General features: G+C 66.2%; 21 protein-coding genes. 6 read left to right on the forward strand and 15 right to left on the reverse strand.

The genetic code is table 11. The features are described 5' to 3' along the window. Positions 1–40: 40 nt before the first annotated feature. From AC1VVK_RS06450 to AC1VVK_RS06495, 10 genes are all read right to left on the reverse strand, one after another. Complete coding sequence (locus tag AC1VVK_RS06450) at positions 41–3,616, reverse strand: SdrD B-like domain-containing protein (RefSeq protein ID WP_482904823.1); 3,576 nt, start codon at positions 3,614–3,616, stop codon at positions 41–43. Further along, positions 3,613–4,557 (reverse strand): fimbrial biogenesis chaperone, encoded by a 945-nt coding sequence (locus AC1VVK_RS06455; RefSeq protein WP_482904824.1) that lies wholly within the window; start codon positions 4,555–4,557, stop codon positions 3,613–3,615. Before AC1VVK_RS06455 ends, AC1VVK_RS06450 begins: the two co-directional genes overlap by 4 nt. Before the next feature lie 76 nt (positions 4,558–4,633). Further along, positions 4,634–5,167: a DUF4402 domain-containing protein gene (locus tag AC1VVK_RS06460; protein WP_482904825.1), complete on the reverse strand. Its 534-nt coding sequence runs from the start codon at positions 5,165–5,167 to the stop codon at positions 4,634–4,636. Between the two features lie 120 nt (positions 5,168–5,287). Further along, positions 5,288–5,785 carry a DUF4402 domain-containing protein gene (locus AC1VVK_RS06465; RefSeq protein WP_482904826.1) on the reverse strand — a complete coding sequence of 166 codons (498 nt, stop codon included), beginning with the start codon at positions 5,783–5,785 and terminating at the stop codon, positions 5,288–5,290. 189 nt (positions 5,786–5,974) lie between these two features. Further along, positions 5,975–6,565, reverse strand: a complete 591-nt coding sequence (locus AC1VVK_RS06470) for a DUF4402 domain-containing protein (protein WP_482904827.1) — start codon at positions 6,563–6,565, stop codon at positions 5,975–5,977. Between the two features lie 182 nt (positions 6,566–6,747). Beyond that, positions 6,748–7,284 (reverse strand): DUF4402 domain-containing protein, encoded by a 537-nt coding sequence (locus tag AC1VVK_RS06475; RefSeq protein WP_482904828.1) that lies wholly within the window; start codon positions 7,282–7,284, stop codon positions 6,748–6,750. A 171-nt stretch (positions 7,285–7,455) separates the two neighbouring features. Then, positions 7,456–7,911, reverse strand: coding sequence for a Pycsar system effector family protein (locus AC1VVK_RS06480; protein WP_482904829.1), 456 nt, complete (start codon positions 7,909–7,911; stop codon positions 7,456–7,458). A gap of 70 nt (positions 7,912–7,981) precedes the next feature. Then, complete coding sequence (locus AC1VVK_RS06485) at positions 7,982–9,256, reverse strand: spinster family MFS transporter (RefSeq protein WP_482904830.1); 1,275 nt, start codon at positions 9,254–9,256, stop codon at positions 7,982–7,984. 1 nt (position 9,257) lies between these two features. Continuing rightward, the gene (locus tag AC1VVK_RS06490) at positions 9,258–10,139 is read right to left on the reverse strand and encodes an alpha/beta fold hydrolase (RefSeq protein ID WP_482904831.1); all 882 of its coding nucleotides are present in this window, start codon (positions 10,137–10,139) and stop codon (positions 9,258–9,260) included. A gap of 35 nt (positions 10,140–10,174) precedes the next feature. Next, entirely contained in the window at positions 10,175–12,553 is a 2,379-nt protein-coding gene (locus AC1VVK_RS06495; RefSeq protein WP_482904832.1) for a TonB-dependent receptor, read from the reverse strand. 130 nt (positions 12,554–12,683) lie between these two features. On the opposite strand from AC1VVK_RS06495, the gene AC1VVK_RS06500 reads away from it, so the two are divergent. The 3 genes from AC1VVK_RS06500 to AC1VVK_RS06510 all read left to right on the forward strand — a co-directional run bounded on the left by AC1VVK_RS06500 (position 12,684) and on the right by AC1VVK_RS06510 (position 15,425). Further along, complete coding sequence (locus AC1VVK_RS06500; protein ID WP_132387489.1) at positions 12,684–13,319, forward strand: TetR/AcrR family transcriptional regulator; 636 nt, start codon at positions 12,684–12,686, stop codon at positions 13,317–13,319. A gap of 142 nt (positions 13,320–13,461) precedes the next feature. Further along, complete coding sequence (locus AC1VVK_RS06505; protein WP_482904833.1) at positions 13,462–14,103, forward strand: L,D-transpeptidase family protein; 642 nt, start codon at positions 13,462–13,464, stop codon at positions 14,101–14,103. A gap of 311 nt (positions 14,104–14,414) precedes the next feature. Next, positions 14,415–15,425 (forward strand): IS30 family transposase, encoded by a 1,011-nt coding sequence (locus AC1VVK_RS06510; protein WP_482904834.1) that lies wholly within the window; start codon positions 14,415–14,417, stop codon positions 15,423–15,425. A 62-nt stretch (positions 15,426–15,487) separates the two neighbouring features. Here AC1VVK_RS06510 and tilS read toward each other — a convergent pair whose 3' ends face one another. The 5 genes from tilS to AC1VVK_RS06535 form a co-directional block, all read right to left on the reverse strand. Further along, a complete protein-coding gene (gene tilS / locus AC1VVK_RS06515) occupies positions 15,488–16,489 on the reverse strand; it encodes a tRNA lysidine(34) synthetase TilS (RefSeq protein ID WP_482904835.1) in 1,002 nt (333 codons plus the stop codon). Then, positions 16,470–17,426, reverse strand: coding sequence for a tetratricopeptide repeat protein (locus AC1VVK_RS06520; protein ID WP_482905127.1), 957 nt, complete (start codon positions 17,424–17,426; stop codon positions 16,470–16,472). Before AC1VVK_RS06520 ends, tilS begins: the two co-directional genes overlap by 20 nt. A gap of 270 nt (positions 17,427–17,696) precedes the next feature. Next, positions 17,697–18,662 carry a helix-turn-helix domain-containing protein gene (locus AC1VVK_RS06525; protein ID WP_482904836.1) on the reverse strand — a complete coding sequence of 322 codons (966 nt, stop codon included), beginning with the start codon at positions 18,660–18,662 and terminating at the stop codon, positions 17,697–17,699. 236 nt (positions 18,663–18,898) lie between these two features. After that, the gene (ptsP, locus tag AC1VVK_RS06530; RefSeq protein ID WP_482904837.1) at positions 18,899–21,175 is read right to left on the reverse strand and encodes a phosphoenolpyruvate--protein phosphotransferase; all 2,277 of its coding nucleotides are present in this window, start codon (positions 21,173–21,175) and stop codon (positions 18,899–18,901) included. 190 nt (positions 21,176–21,365) lie between these two features. Then, positions 21,366–21,521, reverse strand: a complete 156-nt coding sequence (locus AC1VVK_RS06535) for a DUF465 domain-containing protein (RefSeq protein WP_132387144.1) — start codon at positions 21,519–21,521, stop codon at positions 21,366–21,368. 290 nt (positions 21,522–21,811) lie between these two features. On the opposite strand from AC1VVK_RS06535, the gene AC1VVK_RS06540 reads away from it, so the two are divergent. The 3 genes from AC1VVK_RS06540 (at position 21,812) to AC1VVK_RS06550 (ending at position 24,010) form a co-directional block, all read left to right on the forward strand. Further along, the gene (locus AC1VVK_RS06540; protein ID WP_132387146.1) at positions 21,812–22,009 is read left to right on the forward strand and encodes a YdcH family protein; all 198 of its coding nucleotides are present in this window, start codon (positions 21,812–21,814) and stop codon (positions 22,007–22,009) included. Positions 22,010–22,298: 289 nt separating this feature from the next. Then, positions 22,299–22,766, forward strand: a complete 468-nt coding sequence (locus AC1VVK_RS06545; protein WP_482904838.1) for a DUF1465 family protein — start codon at positions 22,299–22,301, stop codon at positions 22,764–22,766. Positions 22,767–22,999: 233 nt separating this feature from the next. Beyond that, positions 23,000–24,010 carry an IS30 family transposase gene (locus AC1VVK_RS06550; RefSeq protein WP_482904839.1) on the forward strand — a complete coding sequence of 337 codons (1,011 nt, stop codon included), beginning with the start codon at positions 23,000–23,002 and terminating at the stop codon, positions 24,008–24,010. Positions 24,011–24,025 lie beyond the last annotated feature (15 nt).

The following is a 24,025-nucleotide window of genomic DNA, read 5'->3' on the forward strand; positions in this document are numbered from 1 at the left end:
CGGTACAACGGAAACGGCGCCGAGAGCAAAAATCGATGCGCTATTGCTGCACCACGAAAACATCGTGCGACAGCGTGCTGCCTTTCGCTCCCACGTCGAGCGCAATCGCGTCGCGCAAGGCGATCTTCAGCCGCGCCGCCTGCTGCGGATCGATGGCCACTGTGTAATGGCCGGGGTGGACTTGCTCGAACAGATAGAACCCGTCTGCCTCGGTACGCGCGGTGGCGACCGTCTCGCCCGAGGCATCGCGCAGGGTGAGTTGCAGCCCCGAAACCCCGCGCGAACGGCCTGCGCCTTCGAAATAGGCGGAGCCCTCGATCTCGCTCATCGCCACTACCGCGAAGTCGGTGCGGTGGATGCGCCCCGGCCGCGGCACCAGCTCGATGCCCCGCGTCACCGGGGCCAGCGCGATATCGGGCAGCGACGTGGGATCGACCTGTACGCTGGCCGGCGTTCCGGCAGGCAGGCCGGTCAGCAGCACCACGCCGTCCTTGTCGGTCTCGCCCGTGCCGGTGCCCGAACCGAAGGCGACTTCGGGCAGCACCTTGTCGCCCGCGTCATACCGGCCGTCGCCGTTGAGGTCCTCATAAGCGCGCAAGGCCACCGCGCCGGACAACGCCTGCCCCGGCGGCGCCACGTAAACCCGGTCGGTCACCGGATCGCGCCCGAAGCCGAAGCCCAGCCGCAGCGCCAGCGAATGGACCTTGTTGCGCAGGCCATAAGTGCCGTCGAACGCCAGCGTGAAGCGGCGGAAGCGGCGCTCTGCGGAAAGCCCGAACTGCGTATCGCTGCGATGAAAGGTCTGCGCTACCGAAGCCCGCACGAGCGTGCGATCGTCCAGCGAACGGTCCACTTCCAGCGACACCGCCTCCAGGCGCGGATCAGGCAACACGGTATAGCTGGTGGAGGCGCGGACTTGCGTGTGCGATCCGTTGAGCGTGGATAGATCGAAAGTGCCGATCAACTGGTTGCTGGCGCCGCCGCCCACGTCTTTGCTGAGCTGATAGCGCGAATATTCCAGCGTATTGGAGGCCAGCACCCCCGCCACCCGCATCGATCCGCGCAGAGAGGCCGTGGTCTGCACTTCGCCAGAGGCATATTCGATCCGCCGCGCCCGCGCATAGAGCGGGATCGACAGCCCGCCCTCGCCCAACGGCCGCAGCGTGGCATTGGCGTCGAGTTCGGTCACGCGGCGCAGCGGCTGCCCGTCGAACACCCGCACTTCGTCGAGGAAATCGCCGCGATATTCGGCATGGGTCAGCGTGAAGGACGCGCCCAGCACGCGCCCACCCAGCCCGGCCTCGATAGCACGCCCGGCCTTGCCGCTGCCGCCCAGCGGCGTCGCCCCGTTCTGCATGGCGAAATCGAGCTTGGCCGCCAGCCCGCCCAGCCCCGTACGCAGGCCCGCACTGCCCAGCCAGCGGTCGCCGAAGTCGCTGTCGAACCAGCCGCCGCTAACCACCGCCGTCACACCCGAAGTCACGCCATAGGCCAGCTGCGCGCTCGCCCGCCAGCGGCCGTAATCGAGCCCCGGAATGAAGCGCGGCGCGGTGACGCCCAGCAGGTTCTCGTCCTTCTGCACCGCGCCCACGGTGTAGACGACCTGCCCTTTCGACAGCCGCCCATCGCCCACCGAGATCCGCCGCACTTCCTCGCTGCGCTGCCCCTGCGGCCCGTAGAACACGAGGCGGAACAGGTTGAGCCCGTAATCGACCGGCACTTGCAGGAACTGGTACTGCCCGTTGACCGCCAGCCGCGTCGATCCCACCAGCACGCCGTTGCGGTAAAGCTCCACCTCGTAGCCATCGGGAAGCTGGCCGCGCAGGTCGATCCTGTCGAACACCGATGCCGCCTCCACCGGGGCATTGGTCACCGTGCCGCCGCGCCCCGCCACGCCGCGCAGGCCGATGGGCAGCGAGGTGGTCGCCACGTCGCCCATCGCGAACGACGTGGCACGGAGCGGCCCCAGCAGATCGGCATCGGGATCGGTGCGACCCAGTTCGATATGCGCCGCCGTCAGCCCATCGCGGGTGGAATGGGTGAGGAAGACTTGCGCGCTCATCCAGGCAAGGTCGCCCGCCAGCCGCAAGTCGGTCTCCACCCGCTCGCCCAGCGTCGTATCGGAAACCGCGCGCGTCTCGATATCGGCCATCGGCACCGAGATCGGCAGCCACGGCGTATCCTCACGCGGGAAGCGGCGTTCGGCATTGGCGGAGGACGCCTGCTCATTGCCCAGCCGCTCGCGCTCGGCCTCACGCGCGAGGCGCTGCTCGAACGGGAACGGTTCGTTCGTCTTGATGGTGATCGACTGGTCGCGCAGGTCCGGCGTGATCGTCAGCGGCAGCAGATCGCCGATACGCTCGGCGCGGACGTAAAGTTCACCGTCGAAGGCCACGGCATCGCCCTTCGGCAGCGAGACGGCCCTGCCGCCTGCCTCAGCCGTGCCTTCGCGCAAGTTGATCGTCAGCCGCCGATTTTCCGAGAGGAACCAGCCGCTGGCGTAATTGCCCTCCTCCCCGACCGAGATCGCCAGATCGAGCGTCCGCGCCAGCGCCCCCAGCGGCAGGTAGAGCCCGCCGCGCGTGCCATAGGCGATCACGGTATCGTCGCCCCCGCTGGTGCCGGTGCCGGTGGCGACTTTCACCGCAAGGATCACCTCGTCGTCGTACGTGATGACGGGCGTGACGTTGGCGGGGAAGGTCTGCGTGGCATTGGCCGGCGCGAGGTTCGCCGTGTCCTTCGCGGCGCCTTGCGGGCCTCCGAGGCCGAAACTGGGTGCAGGCAGCGCGCGCGCCACGGCGAGAGCTTGGGGCGGGGAAGCGCTTGGCACGGGCTCGTGGGCGGGCGGACTTTCAACCGGATGCACGGCCGCCTGCTGCATCGCTCCCGGCACTTCGGTCACGTAGGCCGCTGGCACCAGATGCTCAGGATGTGGCAGCAATGCCGGTTGCCAATCGCTCCCGGCAACCTCCTTGGGCGGTGCCAGCGCAATCAGCGGAACCGGAGCGGGCAAATCGAGCGCCGGAAACGTCGGCTCGGAGACCGATGGCGACGCCAGCCCAACAGGTTCCTCAAACGGTACGAGCGGATACGCCGCATTACGCGGTACAGCGTCCGCCGCTGGGGCTGCGAATGCCGCAGGTCCTGGCGCGTCTTGACGAGTCCCCGCCGCCGTCAGTGCCTGCCCGTTTGCGTCGGTTCCAGTTGCGGCGGCGGACTGGTCCGTCTCGGATGGCTGCGAAACCTGTGGCAACGCCAACCGCAAGGGCGCGGCGCGGACTTCGGCGGGTACCATTGCTATGGAGGCGGTGGAAGCCCGCAAAGCCGCCCTCACCAGCACCGGTCGCGGGGCGGCAATCGGCGAGGCGAAGGGCTCCGCTGCCCGCACCGTCAGCCCCGGCAGTTCGAGCGCAGCGAAGCCCGGGCGTGGAACCGAGCGCTGCGCCAGCGCGTGATGTGGCGCGGGCGGTGCGTCCTCCCCAGCCGCCGCAACGGCCACCGCAGCACGGTCGCCGCGCGCCAGCAGCGAGGCGCCGGCAAGGAACGGTACGAGCCTGGCCGCCCTCGGCAACCCGCCCCGTCCTGCTTCCCGGCCGTCCCCCCGGCCTTGACTCACGGCACGGTGATATCCCGGCTCGCCAGCACTTTGCCGGGATCGACGTCGTCATCGGTGTAAGTGACGGTCAGTTTCGCGCCGCTCGCGAGCAGGCGCGGATCGGCGGCGGGGTCGAGCGGGACAGTCACTTGCCGCGCGTCGATCTCGGTATAGACGCCCAGCCCCTTGAGCACCGCCAGCGGCGCCTTCGCACCCGGCGCGGTCACGGCGATATCGCCGAAGGCGGAGCGCGTGCCGGAGCGGGTGATGGTCAGTTGCAGGCCCCTGCCGCCACCCGACAGCGGCACGAGATGCGCGTTCTCAATCCCCGCCGTCAGCGTGGTCTGGCCGACGCGGACGATCACCGGGATCGAGATGCCGAAGCGGGGCACGATGCGCACGCCGATCGAATTGGGCTTTTGACCGCCCGCCGCCTGCTCGATCGAATAGGAACTATCTTCCGGCGGCACCGCGACGGCGGAAAAGTGCGCGCGATACTCGCCCGGCGGCGTATCGGGCGCGACGCGGGCCATGATGCGGATCGTCTGCGCCTCGCTGCCGCCCAGCACCACGCGGCGCGGCGACCAGCGCAGCATCGCGGCGGCGCCATGGACTTTGGCGCGCTCGGCGAGGTCGGTGACGGTCTCGATATCGAGCAGGCGGCCGTCGCTCGTCATCATCTTGTCGGCAATGGCGATGTCGTACTCGCCGCGCTCGATGCTGCGGTTGTAGAGCCCGACCGAGGCAATGCGCGCGCGGTCGTCGATTACCACGCGCTTGGGATAGAGGTTGATATCGCCCATGCCGCCCACAGCGCCTTCGGGCACGGGTGTAGAGGCTTGAGGTGGGGGGGCTTTAAGCGGTTTGTCCTGCGCCATGGCGGCGCTCGCAACGCAAAGCGTCGCCAAACCGCCGACGCGCAACAGGCGCGCGCCGCTCCCCAGTACCGATGCGACGCGCAAAACTGCGACCCCCGAATGCCCCTAGTAATTCTACCCATGCAACTGCATGGAATCAGGCGCAATCATACTTAGGTCTTTAAAGATAATAGACAGTCAGTGTGAAAGTACCCGAATAGTTGCCCGGCGTCTGATTGGCCAAGACATTGAGCGTCCCGCCGACATTGAGCGTGTCCTGCCCCGAAGCGCCCAGTACGCCGATGCCGAACGTGCCGGCGTCCGACGTAAAGTCGCTCACCTGCATTGTCGCCGCGCCCGAAGAGATCGTGGTGGTGCCCGGCAGGGTGACGAGGAACAGCCGATAGGCGGATCCGTTGAGCTGGAAGCTGGCCGCGCCGCGGCCGCCACTGCTCTGCGCCAGCGAAAGGTTGCTCGCCATGCCGCCAGTGCCGGTGACGGCACCGGTGGTGCTGACGGTTTCGGTTCCGGCCGTGGTCGGCCGCGTGAAGGCGCCGAAGCGCAAGTAGGCCAGCGGCACAATCTGCGCGGGCGCCACCACTTCGGCGGTGGCCGAACCCTTGGCCCCGGCCGCCAGCGCTGCCCCCGGAGCCAGCGTGCAAAGCACGGCTCCGAGCAGGGCAAGATTGGCCCGGTTCTGTCTCCTGCCGGTCATCCTCGTCCTTTGCAGCTGCTGACGGAAAGGTATGTCGGCCCCGATCCCCCTCGGGGCCGACACGGACGAGCCTTCGGATGGCGGCCCGCGCCGCCTCCGGAGGGCCCACCCCCAACGGGATCAGTTGTAGGTGACGGTCGCGTCGTAGCTGCCGGTGTAGCTGCCGGCGACGGCGGTCGACGGAACGGTCAGCGTGCCGCCAACCGTGAAGCTGGCCGCGCCCGAGCTGCTGAGCGTGCCGCTGGTGGCCGATGCAAGGGTGGTGAAGCTCAGCGTGTTCGAGCCGCTGGCAACGGTGCTGCCGGTGGTCGAGATCGTGAAGGCGCGGCTGGCATCGCCGCCGACCGTGAAGGAATCGGCGGTGTTGGTCGAACCGGCGACAAGGACGACGCCGCCGGTCTTCGAACCGGCACCGGCCGAAGAGACGATCACGGTGCCGCCCGTGCCGGCGGTGAACGAACCGAAGGCCAGCGCCGAACCCGAAGCGTGGGTCAGCGTGATCGGCGCGACGACAGTGGCGGTGGCAGTACCCTGCGCGGTAGCCGCCAGTGCCGAACCGGCAAGAAGCGGCGAAGCGGCGGCAACCGCCAGAGCGGAAACGAGAGCAAGCTTCTTCATGATAAGTACCTCCTGAATAGTCCGGACAAAGCGGAGGGCCCGGACCACACGAGGCGACCCCCGTCTCGTGTCGACTAGGGGCTTATGCTGAGGATTCTTACTGAAAAATAATCAATATTGCCGTTTCACACCAAAGTACTAGGCGCTTCATACGGTTGTCGGAGAAATCTTCCCCAAAATGGCATGTAATCAACCGTAGACAACAATGACCGGTACTTGCGCGCGGTAGTGCGAGGCTTCGGTGCCCGGCGGGATGCGCAGTTCGCCCCCGATCTCGAAACCGTCGCCGCCGGCTTCGTCGAGCACGCCTTGCGCGCCGGCCTGCGGACGGCTGTCGGTCCGCACGGTCAGGCCGGTGACCGGCAATGTCGGCATTTCGGCGGCGGTATCCGCCGCGTGGGCCAGGACCGATTCCGGCACGACGACACGGTAAGCGCGGCCGGGCTGGCCCTCAACCCGCAGGCGCGCAGCGTGAGGTGCGGCGCATTCGGCCTCGGCAGCGGGGCAGGCGGAATGGGCGGCTCCGGCATAGCGCGCCTCGCCGCCGCCGGGCAGGACCATCAGGCTGCCACCCTGCGCACCGACATCGCCAACCGATCCGAAGTCGAGATCCGAAAGCGCGCGGACCGAAAGCGGATCGACCACCGTGGCACTCGCCACGCCAGCCGCACGCGCGCCCCCCTCGGCTACGCCATCCGCAGCCAGCGCCGGTGCGCCCTCGACAAGCGCTCCGGCGGCGAGCAGTCCGGCAGCGACGGGAAGGACAGGCGATCGGGACACGGCATTCTCTCGCAGCGCGGCGCACGGGCCGCATCCGGGTCGTCGGGCCCTGCGTATGGCAAACGGACGGACGGCAAGCCGGTTCCGCGCCCGACACATGCCGGGCCCTTCGCCTTCATTTTAGGAAGAAAATCGCAAGACCGACGGTACGCGCGGCTAGGGAAATGCCCGTGACCTTTGCTTCAGTCGATGCCGACAACGGTGGCATCGATCGGCAGCGGCATCGCCAGCGTGCCGCCGCCATAGCGCCGCGTCAGGTCGATCCGCGCGCCGACCCGGAAGCTGCGCGAGCAGATGCGCTGGGCGCAGCTTTCGAACGTGATGCGCACCACTTGCCCCGGCACGACCGTGCCATATCCGGGCAAGTCCGTCTCGAAAGCGGAAAGCTTACCCGTGACGCCGCCGCTGGCCACCGTTCCCGGTGCGGAGAGCACGACTTCCACCGTGATGTCGAGCGGCTTGCGGTTCTCGTTCCCGCGATCGTAGGCCACCGTGAACTGCGCCGGCCGCGTGCTGCCGCCGGATACGGGCATGACGCCGCTGTCAGTCACCATGCCGCTTGCCGAGATGCGCCGACTGCCGCTGTCGACCACCACCATCTTGCCGAAATCGAGCCGGAAATCGGCAGTAACCGTGGTACGCGCGGGATCCGCCAAGGCCGGAACCGCAATAACGGCGATAGAGAGGGCAGCGGGCAGCAACGGCGCCCGGCGGAGCACGCGCAAGTTTCCCGTTCGATTAATAGAACCGCAGCTGTCCATCCCGCCGCCGAGCTTATACCGCCCCTCCCGCGCAGGCCAGCCCCGCCGAAGGGGCGCACGAAGCTGTCCCCTTTCAGGTCAGCCGCAGAAAAGCCGCAAAGGCCTGCCGGTTCTCGATCAGGAAGGCGATCATCGCCAGAGCACGGTGCCGTTCTGGTGGATATCGCGCAGCATGGTGGTCAGAACGGCCTCATCGGTCGCGGCGCGATCAAGCATGCGCTGGACGAACGCCTCCTGATCCAGCGCGGTGAACACGCCGAAGAACAGCAGGTTGTCCAGCCGCTCATCCTCCAGCCTTGGCGCCCGGGTGCGCGGCATCACCGCCCCCATCGCCAACAGCGCCGCCACGAACGCGAAGCAGACGAGGGTCAGCAGCGAATAGCGATAATGCCCGGCATCGAATTCGCGCATGGACAGCGTGAAGACCAGAAAGGTCGTGCCCATCAGGATATTGGCCTTCTGGTCCGCCATCTGGCTGAGCGCCATGTGATTGGTCATGGCGGTGCGCACCATGTGGATCGAATGGACCGAGAACGTGCGCGGCACGCCCTCCGCAATGGCCAGATCGTGCGTCAGATCGTTCATGAGCAGCCCCCTGCCGGCCGCCGCCGCCCCCGGGCCGCGACGTTCACGAAGGTGGCAGCATATCAGGCAATCAGCCCTCGCGCACCCATTCCCGGCGCAGCGCCGGTCCCGCCAGCGCCATCAGCAGCGCCGCCAGCAGGTAGAGCGTGAGCCCGATCAACATCGAATAGCGCAGCGCCTCTGCGCCCCACACCGGCGTCAGCGCCTTGGACAGTGCGCCCAGCGCATAGATGCCGCCACCAAGGCCGATCAGGTTGTTGATGAGCAGGAACAGCGCCGAGGCGGTCGCCCGCGCGGGCGGCTCGACAAGGTGCTGCACCGCACTCGTCACAGGGCCCAGCCAGACGTAGGCGAGCGCTTGCGGCAACAGGAACAGCACGAAGGCGGTGGGCACGCTGTGCGTCCAGATCCCGCCCGCATAGAGCGGCACCGCCAGCACGTAGGCCATGGCCGGAACCCAGCCGTAGAACGCGCGGTCGGCGCGGCCCAGCCGGTCCGCCAGTCGTCCGCCCGCCAGCACGCCCACGGTCCCGCCCAGCAGCAAGACCGCGCCGAGGAACCACGAAGTCTGCACCAGATCGAGCCCGAAGCTGCGCTGGAGCAGGCTGGGCATCCAGAACATCACGCCATAGCCCAACATCGAACTGGACGCCGCGCCGAACGAGAGCAGCCAGAACGCCTTCTTGCGCATCAAGGTGGCGGCCACTTCGGCAAAGCGCACGGTGGGCGGGGCAACCGCCGGCTTGGGCTTGTCGCGCACGATCATGCGGAACGGCACCGCCGCCAGCAGGCCGGACAGGCCGACGACCACGAAAGCCGTGCGCCAGTCCACCCGCGCAGCGACATAGCCGCCCGCCAGCACGCCCGTTGCCGCGCCGATGGGAATGCCCAGCGAATAGATCGAGAGCGCGAAGGCCCGCTTCTCGCTGGGAAAATGGTCCCCGATCACCGCGTAGGACGGGGCAACGCCGCCCGCCTCCCCCACACCGACGCCCAGCCGTGCCGCGAACAAGTGCCAGAACCCCTGCGCCGCGCCGCAAAGCGCGGTGAACAGGCTCCAGACCAGCAGCGATCCGGCGATGACCCAGGACCGACTGGTGCGGTCCGCCAGCCATGCCAGCGGCACGCCCAGCGTGGAATAGAGGATCGCGAAGGCCAGCCCGCCCAGCATGCCCATCTGCGCATCGTCCAGCCCCAGATCCTTCTGGATCGGCGCGGCCAGAATGGCGAGGATCTGGCGGTCCACGAAGTTGAACACGTAGACCAGCAGCAGCATCGCCAGCACCAGATTGGGCGAGGCGGATTTACGTAACGAAACCTTCGGCAAGGAGGCAGAGGCGCTCATGTCAGTCCAGATATTCCTTGCAGAATGAGAGGATCGCCGCGAGCGCGGACACCTCGTCGAGAATCGGGGCATGGCCGACACGCGGCACCTCGACATGGCTGTAGGGCCCGGAATGGCGCTGCGCCATCTCGCGCACGGTCTCGCGGCTGAGCAGGTCGGACAGTTCGCCGCGCACCACCAGCACCGGCGCGGCGTCCAACGCATCCCACAGCGGCCAGAGATCCACCGGCACGGTCTGCGGCGCATCGCCCGCCATGCTTTGGGCGATGGCGGGGTCGTAATCGAGCGAGACGGTGCCGTCTGCATTCTCACGGCAGGTGCGGCGGGCAAAGGCCAGCCATTCGGCCTTGCCGTAGTCTGGAAAGGCCACGGCATTGACCGCCCGGCAACGCGCCGCCGCCGCCGTCCACGAGGCCATCGGCTCCGACGGCCCGACATAGCCCTGAATCCGCGCAAGCCCCGCCGGATCGAGCACCGGGCCGATGTCGTTGAACACGAACCCGGTGGCAAGGCCCGGCCGCAGGGCGTTCATCACCATGGCCATCAACCCGCCCATCGAGGTGCCGACAAGACAGGCGCGTTCGATCTCCAGCCCGTCGAGCAGGGCGAACATGTCCTGCGCATAGACATCGGGCCGGTAATTCGCAGGCTCCGGGTCCCACTGCGAAAGCCCGCGCCCGCGCTGATCGGGCACGATCAGCCGGTAAGTGCCGGAAAGGTGCGCCGCCAGCGGCTCGAAATCGGCACTGTTGCGCGTAAGACCGTGCATCAGCAGCAGCACGGGCGCGGGTCCGGTCCGCGTGTAGTCACGGGCCGGATAATCGCGGGCGACAAGGTCCAGCCGCCCGCAGGCGCTGCGATAGCGGTGGAGGCTGTAGTCCATCTCTTGCGAAATCCTCTTGTACCGGAAAGGGGGCCCTAGAACTTGACCGTACCCGTTACGAACACCTGACGCGGATTGCCGTAGAACCCAGTCAGTGTGCCTTGCGTACCCAGCGTCGGGATCGGGTTTCCGGCGGCATTGAGGTTCACCGCCCCGGTCAGCGCATCCTGGCTGATGTAGCTGTAGCCCGAGGTGATGTACTCCTTGTCGAGGATGTTCTTGCCATAGACGCCCAACGTCCAGCGTCCGCCCGGCGCCGAATAGACAAGGCTGGCATCCCACAGCGCATAGCCCTTCTGGTCAAGGTAAGGGTTGGGGAACTCGAACTGGTGGACCTTGGAACGGTAGGACACCGTGGTCTGGAACAGCAGGTCGCCGGAACCGACGGGGGTATCGTAGCTGAGCGTGCCGCTGGCGGTCCACTTGGGGGTATTCTGGATATTGCGGTACTTGGCGACGTCCACCGTCTGGCCGGCGATCAGCGTTTCGTACTTGCGGAACTTGGCATCGATATAGCCCATCGAGCCGGACAGGCTCAGCCTGTCACCCGAAGTCACGAAGTTATGGGCAAGCTGCGCGGTGCTCTCCAATTCGAGGCCCTGCAAACGCGCCTTGCCCGCATTGGACACGACGCCGCAGAAAGTGGGCACGCCGCTGACGGTGCAGGCCACCGATCCGGGGATCTGGATGTCCTTGTAGTCCATGCGGAACGCCGCCGCCGCCACATAGAGCGCGCCGCCGAAGAGGTTGCCCTTGTAGCCGAGTTCGTAGCTGTTCACCGTTTCCGGCTTGAAGCTCAGGTAATCGGCGATCTCGGCGTCGCTGGGGATGCCGTTGGCATTGCTGGTCGGCGCGTTCTTGCCAACGCCGCGCGGGTCGAAGCCGCCGCCCTTGAAGCCCTGGCTGTAGCTTGCGTAGATGTTGTTGTCGCGGTTCGGCTTGAACGAGAGCGAGGCGCGCGGGGTGAACTTCTTGTAGACCGCGCTGCCGGAAAAATTGGTGTCGGTGGAGAACAGCACGCCCGGATTGCCGAAGCGCGCGCCGCCGCCCAGGAAGTAGGTCTGCTTGACGATATCCGCCTCGCGCTTGTCCCAGGTATAGCGGCCGCCCACCGAGAGGCTGAGTTGGTCGGTGAAGTTGTAGGTCACGTCGCCGAAAACAGCCCAGGTCTTGGTGTCGACATCGGCCTCGGTATGGCCGGTCAGCATCGGCAGCAGCGCGGGCAGCGTGGTGTAAGTGCGCGAATCGAAGTAAGTGTCGGCGCTGGCGTTCAGCCAGTAGAAGCCGACCAGCGCCTGAAGCGGGCCCTTGTCGTAGGCGAGCTGGAATTCCTGGCTGAGCTGCTCGTTGTCATAGAAGGCGGGCACGTCCAGATCGATCGTGGGGCTGGCGTCGAAGTCGATCGGGGTGGCCGAATGGTCCTTGCGCCAGGCACTGATCGATTTGAAGGTCAGCGCGTCCGACAGGTCCACCTTGATGTTCATGGCAAGGCCCCATGCCTCGATATCCTGCTTGGGATCGTCGATGGCGCCGGCGCTGTCGAACACGTCGGGCAGGATCTCGCTGCCCGGCGCGGAACCGGCGATCAGGCGGTGCCCGCCGCGCGGGTTGCTGCGGTCACGCGTATAGTCGCCGGTGATGCGGATCAGCACCGGCTGGCCGCTACCACCCATCTCCAGCGTGCCGCGCGCGCCCCAGATGTCCTTATCGTAATTGTCCTTGCCGGTGGTGATGTTGTCACCAAACCCGTCGCGGGTCAGCCGCGCCACCGAACCGCCGACACGGACGATATCGTTGATCGGCGCGGACGCAGTGACCACGCCGTCGAGCTGGTTGTAGGTGCCGTAAGTGGCACGGGCCTTGAAAGCGAACTCATCCGGCAGCGACTTGGTCACATATTTGACGGCGCCGCCGATGGTATTGCGTCCGTAAAGAGTGCCCTGCGGACCGCGCAGCACTTCGATGCGATCGACGTCGTAGATATCGAGCACGGCGGCCTGGGGACGGTTGAGATAGACGTCGTCCAGATAGATGCCGACGCCCTGTTCGAAGCCCGAAACGGGGTCCTGCTGGCCAACGCCGCGGATGAAGGCGGAAAGCGTGGAGTTGGTGCCTCTTGAGGGCTCCAATGTCACGTTAGGTACCGTCTGGGCCAGATCGGTGATGTCGGCCGCGCCGGAGCGTTCGAGCTGCGCGCCGCTGAAGCTGGTGACGGCGATCGGCACGTCGACAAGGCGCTCCTCGCGGCGGCGGGCAGTGACGATGATCTCGCCCTCGCCCACGTCCGAGGATGCCGCCGGGGCCGCCTCCTGCGCCAGTGCCGGGGCTGCGCCGAAGCCCGCCAGAACCGTTGCCAATGTCAGAAAACCGGTGGTCGCACGGCCACGCAGGCCGCCCCTCTGCGCCTTTTGCATCACTAGTCGCTCCCAATGAATCTTATCGTTGGAGAGGGTTATATTGATAGTTGAACCATGTTTCAATATTGAACATTTGCCAAGGGGCGGTTGCGGGTCTAGCTGTGTCCCTGTGAGCACAGATGCCCCCCTGCCCCCGGCCGACATCGCACCGGAAGAGCGGCTCGCCTCGGCCAAGACCCCACGCACCGAGCGCGGCCGGAAAACCTTGCGCAAACTGCTCGACGCGGCGGCGGTGGAGTTCGGAGAGCGCGGATTTCACGAAGCCTCAATCACCGGCATAACCCAGCGCGCGGGAACGGCGCTGGGCAGTTTTTATACCTACTTCGATTCGAAGGATGAGATCTTCCGCGCGCTGGTGGACGACCTCAGCGGCAAAGTCCGGCAGGCCGCGCGCGAGGCGCTGCGCGAGCCGCTGCCCGCGTTGGAAACCGAACGGGCCGCGCTCACCGCGTTCCTCCAGTTCGCCCGTGATCACAAGGAAATCTACCGCATCATCGACGAGTGCGAATTCGTCGATCCGGCCAGCTTCCGCATCCACTACGAATCGACGGCAAGGCGCATCACGGAGCGGCTCGGCGAAGGCGTCCGCAAGGGCGAACTGCGCGAAGGCCTGGGCGAAGCGCATGCCTGGGCGATCATGGGCATGAACGTGTTCCTGGGCCTGCGCTACACCGTCTGGTCGGACGAAATGCAGCCTGAAGACGTTGCCGAACTTGCCAATTCGATCCTGCGCAAGGGCATAGCGGCTCCGGAAAGCAGCTAACCGACTAACATAACATGTTAACACTTTGGCTGGTAAGCAGTCTCACAACGAGACGCCATTAGTTAACGCTCTGGCAACTTCCGCGATTCCGCGCGATAAGCGTCTCGTGGAAAACAACGCTCATCCCCGCAAGCGCGCCCCGATGAGGGCCCGGCTCCTCCTCGCTTCGGCGGCACCTGCCCTGGCGGTGATCGCGGGCGTGCTGGTCATGGCCATGCAGCCCTCAACCCCGGCCAGCGCCGAGGCGACATTCCATCCCGCCGCGAAGACCGCGCCCGCTCCGGCGCAAGCTGCGAGCCCGAAAACGGCGGCCGACAGCGCTTTCGTCATCAAGCGCATCCTGCCGATCGAAGGCGCGATCAAGTACGGCGAATGGCACTGGGACGAAGCGGGCGTGCCTGCCGGTCCGATCGTCATCACCGTGGACCTCGACGCCCGCGTGCTTTCGGTGTTCCGTGACGGCTACGAGATCGGCGCGACTGCGGTACTGCTCGGCACCGAGGACACGCCTACTCCGCTCGGCGTGTTTCCGATCACCGAGAAGGACAAGGATCACGTCTCGAACATCTACACCGGCGCGCCGATGCCCTACATGCAGCGCCTGACCAACGACGGCATAACCCTGCACGGTTCGGAAGTGGCCAAGGGCTACGCCAGCCATGGCTGCGTCGGCATGCCGGACGATTTCGCCGCCAAGCTGTTCGCGGTGACCAAGCTGGGCGACAAGGTCTACATCACGCGCGGCAAGCAGGCCGGTTTGGGTGACGATCTGGTTGGGGCGTGAGTTTGGCGAAAGCTACCGCATTCCGTCCCTCTCCTCCTTCGTCATTGCGAGCGTAGCGAAGCAATCCAGGGGGCGCATTAGGCCGCTCTGGATTGCTTCGCTACGCTCGCAATGACGAAAGGAGGGGTGGACCGCTTTCTGCAATCGACGGAAAGGTGGGGCCTGCCCCCCACAAACCTCACAATCACAACACTCCGTCGCCCCCGCGAAGGCGGGGGCCCCGCTTCCTTCTGCAACCTCTCGCATGTCGCAAGAAAAGCGGGATCCGCCAAGTTCACAAACGAAGTGCAACACCAGGTTATGGTGTTGTCATGGGAAGAGCTTACGAACAGCTTGATCTGGAAGAGCGGTGTACGATTGCCCGTCTTCATGAAGACGGGCAATCGCTGCGCCAGATCGCGGCAGCTCTGGATCGCTCGGCATCGACGATCTTTCGGGAGCTGAAGCGCAACAGCGGCAGCACGGTGGGCTATCGGCCCGGCTATGCGCAAGAGCAGGCGCGCGCCCGGCGCTGGTCGGGCATGCGCCTCGAACGCGATCAGGCCTTGCGCGAGGGCGTGCTGGGCCGCCTCGCGGCCGGCTGGTCACCCGAGCAGATCGCCGGCCGCATGGCCCGCGAGGCCGGCGTGCGTATCATCAGTCACGAGAGCATCTATCGCTTCATCCATGCCCAGATCAGGCGGACGAACGATCGATCATGGCGCCATTATCTGCCCCGCGCCAAGGCCCGCCGCGGATGGCGCCGCAAGCCCGGCGGATCCTCGGTCCGCTTCATCGCCAAGCGCCAACCCATCGCCATGCGCCCGGACGAGGCCGCGGATCGGTCCCGGCCCGGCCACTGGGAGGCCGACTTCATGCTCTTCGCCCGATACGGCCAGGCCATCCTCGTCGCCCATGAACGCTCCTCGCGCTACACCCTGATCTGCCATCCGCCCGACCGAAAGGCCCGGCGCACCGCCGACCTGCTCGCCGCCATGCTGCGGCCCTGGCCCGCCGCCTTGCGCCAAACCCTGACCCTCGACAACGGCACCGAGTTTGCACAGCACCACAGGTTGCACCGTCTCGGCATCGATACGTTCTTCTGCGACCCCCATGCCCCATGGCAAAAGGGCGGCGTCGAAAACGCCATCGGCCGCCTCAGACGCGACCTGCCGCGCAAGACCAACATCGAGGATCTCTCGCCTGCCCACTTTGAGGACATCATCCAACGCTACAACAATACACCGCGAAAATGCCTCGACTTCAAAACACCCGCCGAGGCATGCTCTCTTCAACCGTTGCACTTCGAATGTGAATCCACATCCCCGCCTTCGCGGGGATGACGGATTTGAACTTAGGAACTGCCGAACGCGCGACTATGTGATCGAAGAACGGATCGCCGCAGTCAGCCCTTGATCTTCTTAGCCGCCCGCACCGGTGCTTTCGCGAAGCTCCAGCCCCCAGCATTCGGCCTCACCACGAGTTCCCCGATCGAAGCGGGCTTGCCCTCACACAGGGCATCGAACAACCGCGCCACCGCGCTTCCGCGCGGCTCTTCGCCGCCCAATTCGGCCACGCAACGCGCCAATACGCGCAGCGCGATGGCACGCGGAGCCTGAGGGCGGTAACGCAGCCCCATCGGCTCTTTCTTGACGCAAGACCGCCATTCAAGCGCGGCCATCCATTCCAGCGCCGCATCCGCATCCGCGAGATTCTCGGCACTGCGCGCCACGGCGGCCACGTCGAGCCAGTCCGCCTCGGCCAATGCCTTGCGGATGCGCACGCGGTCGAATCTATCGTTGGCATTGCTGGGATCGTCGACCGCCGAAACGCCCGCCGCCGCAACGACTGCGCCCAGTTCCGCGCGCCGCCATTCCAGCATCGGCCGCAAGAGCGGGATCGCAGTTTCCGGCACCCGCCCGCGCCCGCGCGTTCCGGCGAGCCCGGCGACGCCGCTGCCCCGGTTGAGCCGCATCAGCAGCGTCTCCGCCTGATCGTCGGCATGGTGCGCGGTAGCGAGCGCGGAAAGGCCGCGTTCGGTCACCCAGCCCGCCATCGCCGCATAGCGCGCGGCGCGTGCCTCGGCCTGCACATTGCCCGGCGCGACCGTCACCGCCAGCGTTGCATGGGGTATTCCGAGGCGCTCGCAGAGCAGCGCCACATCGGCGGCCTCGCGCGCGCTTTCAGGGCGCAGGCCGTGATCGACCGTTGCCGCCTCCACCCGTCCGGGCAGCGCGGCGGCCGCGAGCAGCAACAATGCGGTGCTGTCCGGCCCACCGGAAACGGCCACACCCAATCGCGTGGCCTCTTGGCCCAGCTCAGGCCAGACCGCGTCCAGCCCGGACCGGAAGCGGGAAACCGCTTCCGGTGCCGGGATCAGCGCGGGATCAGGAACAGGCAAGTCCACTGCGCGTGGTATCGTAAAGGCCCTTCAGACGACCTGCCGCCTCGGCCGCATAAGTCTCGCTGAACTCGGCCAGTGCGATGCAGGCACGCTTGGTGTCCTTCATCTGCTTCATCGAGATGGCGAGGTACAGCAGGCTGTCCGGCGCACGGTCGCCGCGCTTGTCGGCCTGGTAGTTCTGGACGAACCACTTGGCGGCCTCAAGCGGCTTGCCATCGTCGAGATAGGCGCGGCCCAGCAGGTTGCGGCCCCAGCTGACGCGGGCATGCTTGGGGTACTGTTCGAGATAGAGCTTCAGCTGCTGCTCCGCCTCGGGGTAGAACTTGGCTTCCCACAAGCGATAGCCGTAGGAATATTCATCGTCCGCCGCATCGCCCGACTGCGGCTTGGCAATCGCCTTGACCCCATCGACGCGCGCGTTGGACGGGCCGACCGGCCGGGTCTCTACCGCGGGCTTGAGTTCGGCAGGCTTGGTGCTCGGCCGCACTACTGCCGGCTGGGACACGTTGCCGTTCGTCGCCGTGAAGTTCGCCGGCATTGCGCCGGGACCGGCCGGCGCTGCGGGCTGCGGATCGACCGGAGCGGGCGCAGGCGCCAGCGCCGCCATCTTCGCTTCAAGCTGGTTGATGCGGTTGGTGTTCTGTTCGACCTGGCCGGTCAGGCGCGCCATCTGCCCTTCGATCGCATCCATGCGCACGAGCACGTCGCTCAGCGGCGTGGTAGCGGGCTGGCCGGGCGCCGCAGGCGGCGCGGCAGCCGGAGCGGTGATCTCGGGCGAGAAATACTTGCCGTCCGAACCGGGGAATACCTTGCGCTGAAGTGCGCGCACTTCGGCCTCGACCTTCTTGAGGCGGGCATCGGGCGAGACATCCTCGGCCTGCGCGGGCAAGCTGATGCCGACAAGCGCGAGTGCGACCACGCCGGTAGCGGCAAGCCGCATCCGCCGCACGGTGGTCAGGGAAAGCGCCTTGTTGCCGAAACCCTGCGATCCCAGTGAAGAAATCATTGCCTAATCAACTCCGTCTCGGACGATGCCCGTTGACACGCCCTCTTTACGCCAACCGCTTCTGCGCGGCAGGCTGATCGCCCGGCGAGTTGGCTCTCAACAGGCCGCTTGCGACCGAGGCTGCCTCGCTCGTTCCGAACGGGACATTAACCAATGCCTGCCGACAGAGACGTGCCGCAAGACGCCCGTCCTGTCGAGGCGGGGCTATTCGGAAGTCGTGGAAAGCGGCGTGACGGCAGGCGCCGGAGCGTCAGCCGCACCGCCCGCCGGCATCGTTGCCGGGCTCGGGGCCGCGGCCGTCGTCACCGGAACCGTCGCGCCCGCCGAAGCACGCGCCGGGGCGCCCGGAACGGTGGCAGCGGCCTGCGGATTGGTCCGCGCAATAAGATCGGCCGGGACCAGCGACACGTTCGACATCGTCATCGGCTTGCTGGCAAGCGGCGGCAGCGTGCGGCCACCGACCGTGATCGCCAGCGCATCGGGACGGCCGAGGCGAAGCTTCGGCGCTTGCGCGCCTTCCGGCACGGTCCAGGTCTCGCCCTTCTTGAGCGTGGTCTCGACAAGGCGGGTGCCGGTACCATCGGTCACGCGCAGCCAGACGCCTTCTTCCGTCGCGGTCAGCACGACCGGCCCGGTGGTGGGTGCGGCCGTCGGCGTCGCCACGGGAACCGGCACGGCCACATGGGTCGGCGCGGGTGCAGGCTGCGGCGAAATCAGGTCGGGCAGCTTGCCCTCGGGCGAGAGATAGCTGCTCCAGAACACCACCAGCAGCGCAACCACGACCAGCGCGCCAAGACCGGCGATCCAGGCCAGCTTGGCCGAAGGAACACGGGCCGGATCGCCCGGCTCGAAATCGTGGACCACCACCGGCTCGCGGCCGCCATCGGCTTCAAGCTGGCGATGCACGATATCGGCGATCACCTTCTCGTCCAGCCCGAGCGCGCGCGCATAGGCGCGCGAAAAGCCCACGGCATATGTGCGCGCGGCCAGATCCCCCAGGCGGTCTTCCTCGATCGCGGCCAGGTGCCGTTCGGCGATCTTGGTCTGCGTGGCGATGTTGGCGCGGGTCAGTCCCGCAGCCTCGCGCGCGCGGCGCAGCACAGGGCCGACAGTCGTTGCTGCCTGCTCGCCCGCCTGCCCAGTCGCGTCTTGATTTTCGACGTGTTCCATTCCGCTCCCGAAGGGAATTTCGCTAAAAGTGATAGTTCCGAACCGGGATCGACATCAAGCCGGGTGGCCCCTCAAAGTCAATCGGGGCCCCGGCTATTCTCTCAGAAATCTGCGGCGGATGCGACCCCGTGCACGGTGAGTACCCTTCCCGCAAGGCAAACCGGCGCAAATACCCGTGCAAGCTCAGTCGTTTCGCGACGACCGGAGCCGCTGGAACGACAAGCGCCGCGAATGGATCAATCCACCGCTATATCGCGCTCCGCCGCCCATGCCGTCAGCGCCGCGCGCAAGTCGGGCGGGGGCGAAGCCAGCCATCCCTCGACCGCGGCACCGATCTCGGCGAGATCGACTTTGCCGATCAGTTCCTTGACCGGGCCGACAGAGGCCGGCGTGATCGACAATCTGTGGATACCCAGCCCCAGCAGCGCCAGGGCTTCGAGCCGGCGGCCGCCCATCTCGCCGCAGACCGCGATCTCGACATTGTGCCCCTCGCAACTGCGTACGACCCGGCGCAGGAAGCGCAGGATCGCCGGGCTCAGCCAGTCGTAGCGCTCGGCAAGCTTGGGATTGGAGCGGTCGGCCGCGAAGAGGAACTGGGTGAGATCGTTGGTGCCGATCGACAGGAACGAGATCTTCGGCGCCAGAATGTCCAGCTGCTCCGCCAGCGCGGGCACTTCCAGCATGACGCCGTAGTGGATCGCCTCGGGCAAGGTCTTCTTCTGCTTGCGCAGATAGGCAAGCTGCCGCTCGAAGACTTCCTTGGCCTGATCGAACTCCCACGGTTCGGCCACCAGCGGGAACATGACGTGAAGCGTGCGGCCCGCCGCCGCTTCGAGCAAGGCGCGCGCCTGGACCTTGAGCAGCCCCTCGCGCTCCAGCGCGACGCGCAGCGCGCGCCAGCCCATCGCCGGGTTTTCCTCACCCTCGCCGTCGTCGTGGCGCAAGTACGGCAGGGTCTTGTCGCCGCCGATGTCGACCGTGCGGAACTTCACCGGCTTGTCGCCCGCCGCCTCCATCACGTCGCGATAGAGCCGCGTCTGCCGCTCGCGCGAGGGCAGCGTCGCGGAGACGAGGAACTGGAATTCGGTGCGGAACAGGCCGATGCCGTCGGCGCCGGTCATCGTCAGGTTGGCGATATCGTCGCGCAGGCCCGCGTTGATCATGACCTGGATGCGCGTGCCGTCGCGCGATGTCGGGTGCACGTCGCGCAGCGCCGCATAGCCGGCCTGCCGCTCACGGCTCTTGGCGAAACGCGCCTCGAACGCCTCGACCACACCGGCCGGCGGGCGCACCATCGCGGTCGCCTGATCGGCATCGAGCAGCAACTGGTCGCCCTCGCGTACCACGCCGCGCAGGCCGCGCACGCGGCCGAGCACCGGGATACCCATCGCCCGCGCCACGATCACGACATGGCTGGTGAGCGAGCCTTCCTCAAGGATCACGCCCTTGAGGCGGCGCTTGTCGTATTCCAGCAGTTCCGCCGGGCCGAGGTTGCGCGCAATCAGGATGGCGTCGTTGCGCAAACCCATCGAGGCCGCCGTGCCAAGCTGGCCGGAAACGATGCGCAGCAGGCGGTTCGCCAGATCCTCCAGATCGTGCATGCGGTCCGCCAGCAGCGGATCGTCGATCTGACGCATGCGCATGCGGGTGCGCTGCTGCACGCGCTCGATGGCGGCTTCGGCGGTGAGGCCCGAATCGATCGCTTCGTTGATGCGCCGCGTCCAGCCTTCGTCGTAGGCAAACATGCGATAGGTCTCTAGGACCTCCTCATGCTCGCCGCCGACGCCGAATTCGGCCTGGCTGGACATGCGGTCGATCTGTTCGCGCATCTTGTCGAAGGCGAGGATCACGCGCTGGCGTTCGGCCTCGGTATCCTCGGCAACGATATGCTCGATAGTGACGCGCGGCTGATGGTAGACAGCCACGCCCGAGGCGAGGCCCTTGACCAGCGCCAGCCCGCGCAGCTGCTGCGGGCCCGACTGGAGCGAACCAGCGGCGTTGACATCTTCCTCGTCGATGAGGTCGGCATTGGTGATCAGCTCGGACAGCACCATGGCCACCGTCTGCAGCGCCTCGATCTCGACTTCCTCGTAGCGGCGCGGCTCGACATGCTGGACGCAGAGCACGCCCACCGCCCGTTCGCGCCGAACGATCGGCACGCCTGCGAAGGAGTGGAAGCGATCCTCGCCCGTCTCGGGGCGATAGGAAAAGTCCGGGTGGGCGGCCGCCTCGGCAAGGTTGAGCGTCTCGATCCGGTCGGCGATCATGCCGACGAGGCCTTCCGCCACCGCCATGCGGGTGACGTGCACGGCCTCCTGCGCAAGGCCGCGCGTGGCATAGAGTTCGAGCATCCCCTCGCGCAGCAGATAGACGGAGCAAACCTCGCTATTGAGGCACTCGCCGATCACTTCCACCACGTTGTTGAGCTTGGACTGCGCGTGGTTGCGCGAGGCCATGACCTCATGGAGGCGGGTGAGGATATTCCGGGCTGCTTCGACGGCTCCGCTGGTCATGGCTACCCGACTAACCGAAAGCGCACGCTTTGGAAACGCGGCAGACCCATGAAATCAGCCATTATCTTGAAATCGGCACTTATCGCACGAGCGGCCGATAAGGCTTCGCGTGCCGGAGCGCCCTTCGGGGGCCTGGGTGCGGGGGCGGCGCCCGAAAAAAGGCGCCGCCGACAGCACGGTCAGAATGCGCTCAGTGGCGCGACAATTCCTCCTTGAGCTTGAGCTTTCGCTTCTTGAGGGCCTGGATCATCACGGCGTCAGGCATCGGGCGGCTCAATTCGTCATGAATCTGACGTTCTATTCCGGCATGCTTGAGCTGCAGCGCGCTGACGTGACGACTATCCATGGACAGTTCTCCTCTTCTCGGGGGGTGAAGCCCGTACCCGCGACCGCCTTCTTGCGAAGGCTGAATCGTCGAATTTCCGACGACCGAATGTTCTGTTCACCGCGGTTTGGTACGGCGCTTTTGGCGACTCGGCATCGTGCAGATGCGGCGCGAAAGGGATCGAACCATATTCGCGCCATCTTGCGAAGAGTGTGAATGCTTCATATCGGTGAATCGCGTGACACCTGCGCCAAGCGGGGGCCCGCAAAAATCACCGTGAAACGGCCAAATCGAGAGTAGGGATTCCCTGAGTGACCGAAGAGGAAATGCGCAAGCGCCTCGAAATACTCAAGATCGAGCACCGCGATCTCGATGCCGCCATCGACGCGCTCAACGCGGCGGGGGCCGGTGATCAGTTGCAGATTGCCCGTCTGAAAAAACGCAAGCTGAAGCTGAAAGACCAGATCTCGCTGATCGCGGACTACCTGATCCCCGACATCATCGCCTGACCGGCCCTGCCCAACTCCGAGTCGCTTCCCGGCCCGCGCCTTTGCGACCGCCGCTGGCTCGCGGCCTTCGCCTTGATGGTCCGGGCGTGCTCTTGCAGGGGCAGCGGAGAGCGGCCGTAGCTGGACGCCAGCCCGCGAAATCCGACTCGAGATCCAAAAGTTCCCAATGAATTCAGTTAACAAGCGTTAGGCACGAAGCGTACCGAACGGGGACAATCGCGAAATAGGTTTGGAAATTTACCTTTGGGCAGTTGCTCGCGAGTCGTTGTTAAGAAATATCGACCGTCGAATGTCCGAACCCGCGATCATAAACCCACGCATCGTCGAAGCGCTCTATGCAGAAGCGCTGCTGCTTTCCGACGAGGTGCGCCATGCCTTCTCGTACTCGGGGCGGCTGAGCGGCGTGCCGCCTTGCGAGGACGATTTCGCCCGCGTCGCGCTGTCCAGCGAGGGGCTGCGCACGACCACGCGGATGATGCATGCGATCGCCTGGCTGCTCAATCACCGCGCCTATTTCATGGGTGAAATCAGTGAGTTCCAATTGCGTCGTCATGGTCGGTTGTCTCCGGTGATGCGTCAGTCCGATGCCCGGCAACTGGCCTTGCTGGAGCCTGAAATCATCCGGCTGGTCGAACGCACCCGCCGCTTCTATGACCGTCTGCTGCGGCTCGAAGGCAGTTGGAAACTGGCCGACGAAAACACGCCCAGCGTCATCGAACGCCTGCGCGAACGCATCGAACAGCGCCTCGCCAGCTGACAGTCGCGGACTGTACCCGAACGACACCTAAAGCGACCTGAGCGGCCAATAGAATTCGGCGCCACATGTCGCCCGATGATGCCCCCAATTTTGACGGCGAGCTCTCGGTTTCAAAACATCGTCGCCCCCGCGAAGGCGGGGGGCCCGCTTCTTTGCGACCTCTCGCCCCGCACAACAGAAGCGGGATCCGCCAAGTTCACAAACGAAGTGCAACACCAGGTTATGGTGTTGTCATGGGAAGAGCTTACGAACAGCTTGATCTGGAAGAGCGGTGTACGATTGCCCGTCTTCATGAAGACGGGCAATCGCTGCGCCAGATCGCGGCAGCTGTGGATCGCTCGGCATCGACGATCTCTCGGGAGCTGAAGCGCAACAGCGGCAGCACGGTGGGCTATCGGCCCGGCTATGCGCAAGAGCAGGCGCGCGCCCGGCGCTGGTCGGGCATGCGCCTCGAACGCGATCAGGCCTTGCGCGAGGGCGTGCTGGGCCGCCTCGCGGCCGGCTGGTCACCCGAGCAGATCGCCGGTCGCATGGCCCGCGAGGCCGGCGTGCGTATCATCAGTCACGAGAGCATCTATCGCTTCATCCATGCCCAGATCAGGCGGACGAACGATCGATCATGGCGCCATTATCTGCCCCGCGCCAAGGCCCGCCGCGGATGGCGCCGCAAGCCCGGCGGATCCTCGGTCCGCTTCATCGCCAAGCGCCAACCCATCGCCATGCGCCCGGACGAGGCCGCGGATCGGTCCCGGCCCGGCCACTGGGAGGCCGACTTCATGCTCTTCGCCCGATACGGCCAGGCCATCCTCGTCGCCCATGAACGCTCCTCGCGCTACACCCTGATCTGCCATCCGCCCGACCGAAAGGCCCGGCGCACCGCCGACCTGCTCGCCGCCATGCTGCGGCCCTGGCCCGCCGCCTTGCGCCAAACCCTGACCCTCGACAACGGCACCGAGTTTGCACAGCACCACAGGTTGCACCGTCTCGGCATCGATACGTTCTTCTGCGACCCCCACGCCCCATGGCAAAAGGGCGGCGTCGAAAACGCCATCGGCCGCCTCAGACGCGACCTGCCGCGCAAGACCAACATCGAGGATCTCTCGCCTGCCCACTTTGAGGACATCATCCAACGCTACAACAATACACCGCGAAAATGCCTCGACTTCAAAACACCCGCCGAGGCATGCTCTCTTCAACCGTTGCACTTCGAATGTGAATCCACATCCCCGCCTTCGCGGGGATGACGGAATTAGGTTGGT

Source organism: Novosphingobium sp. BL-S-32, assembly GCF_056857055.1.

Excerpts from the sequence above, each read along its gene's own strand:
- ptsP (WP_482904837.1), bottom strand. The coding sequence starts at position 21,175 with ATGACCAGCGGAGCCGTCGAAGCAGCCCGGAATATCCTCACCCGCCTC.
- AC1VVK_RS06520 (WP_482905127.1), bottom strand. The coding sequence starts at position 17,426 with ATGCGGCTTGCCGCTACCGGCGTGGTCGCACTCGCGCTTGTCGGCATC.
- AC1VVK_RS06460 (WP_482904825.1), bottom strand. The coding sequence starts at position 5,167 with ATGACCGGCAGGAGACAGAACCGGGCCAATCTTGCCCTGCTCGGAGCC.
- AC1VVK_RS06490 (WP_482904831.1), bottom strand. The coding sequence starts at position 10,139 with ATGGACTACAGCCTCCACCGCTATCGCAGCGCCTGCGGGCGGCTGGAC.
- AC1VVK_RS06465 (WP_482904826.1), bottom strand. The coding sequence starts at position 5,785 with ATGAAGAAGCTTGCTCTCGTTTCCGCTCTGGCGGTTGCCGCCGCTTCG.
- AC1VVK_RS06535 (WP_132387144.1), bottom strand. The coding sequence starts at position 21,521 with ATGGATAGTCGTCACGTCAGCGCGCTGCAGCTCAAGCATGCCGGAATA.
- AC1VVK_RS06480 (WP_482904829.1), bottom strand. The coding sequence starts at position 7,911 with ATGAACGATCTGACGCACGATCTGGCCATTGCGGAGGGCGTGCCGCGC.
- AC1VVK_RS06485 (WP_482904830.1), bottom strand. The coding sequence starts at position 9,256 with ATGAGCGCCTCTGCCTCCTTGCCGAAGGTTTCGTTACGTAAATCCGCC.
- AC1VVK_RS06525 (WP_482904836.1), bottom strand. The coding sequence starts at position 18,662 with ATGGAACACGTCGAAAATCAAGACGCGACTGGGCAGGCGGGCGAGCAG.
- AC1VVK_RS06495 (WP_482904832.1), bottom strand. The coding sequence starts at position 12,553 with ATGCAAAAGGCGCAGAGGGGCGGCCTGCGTGGCCGTGCGACCACCGGT.
- AC1VVK_RS06550 (WP_482904839.1), top strand. The coding sequence starts at position 23,000 with ATGGGAAGAGCTTACGAACAGCTTGATCTGGAAGAGCGGTGTACGATT.
- AC1VVK_RS06545 (WP_482904838.1), top strand. The coding sequence starts at position 22,299 with ATGTCCGAACCCGCGATCATAAACCCACGCATCGTCGAAGCGCTCTAT.
- AC1VVK_RS06510 (WP_482904834.1), top strand. The coding sequence starts at position 14,415 with ATGGGAAGAGCTTACGAACAGCTTGATCTGGAAGAGCGGTGTACGATT.
- AC1VVK_RS06505 (WP_482904833.1), top strand. The coding sequence starts at position 13,462 with ATGAGGGCCCGGCTCCTCCTCGCTTCGGCGGCACCTGCCCTGGCGGTG.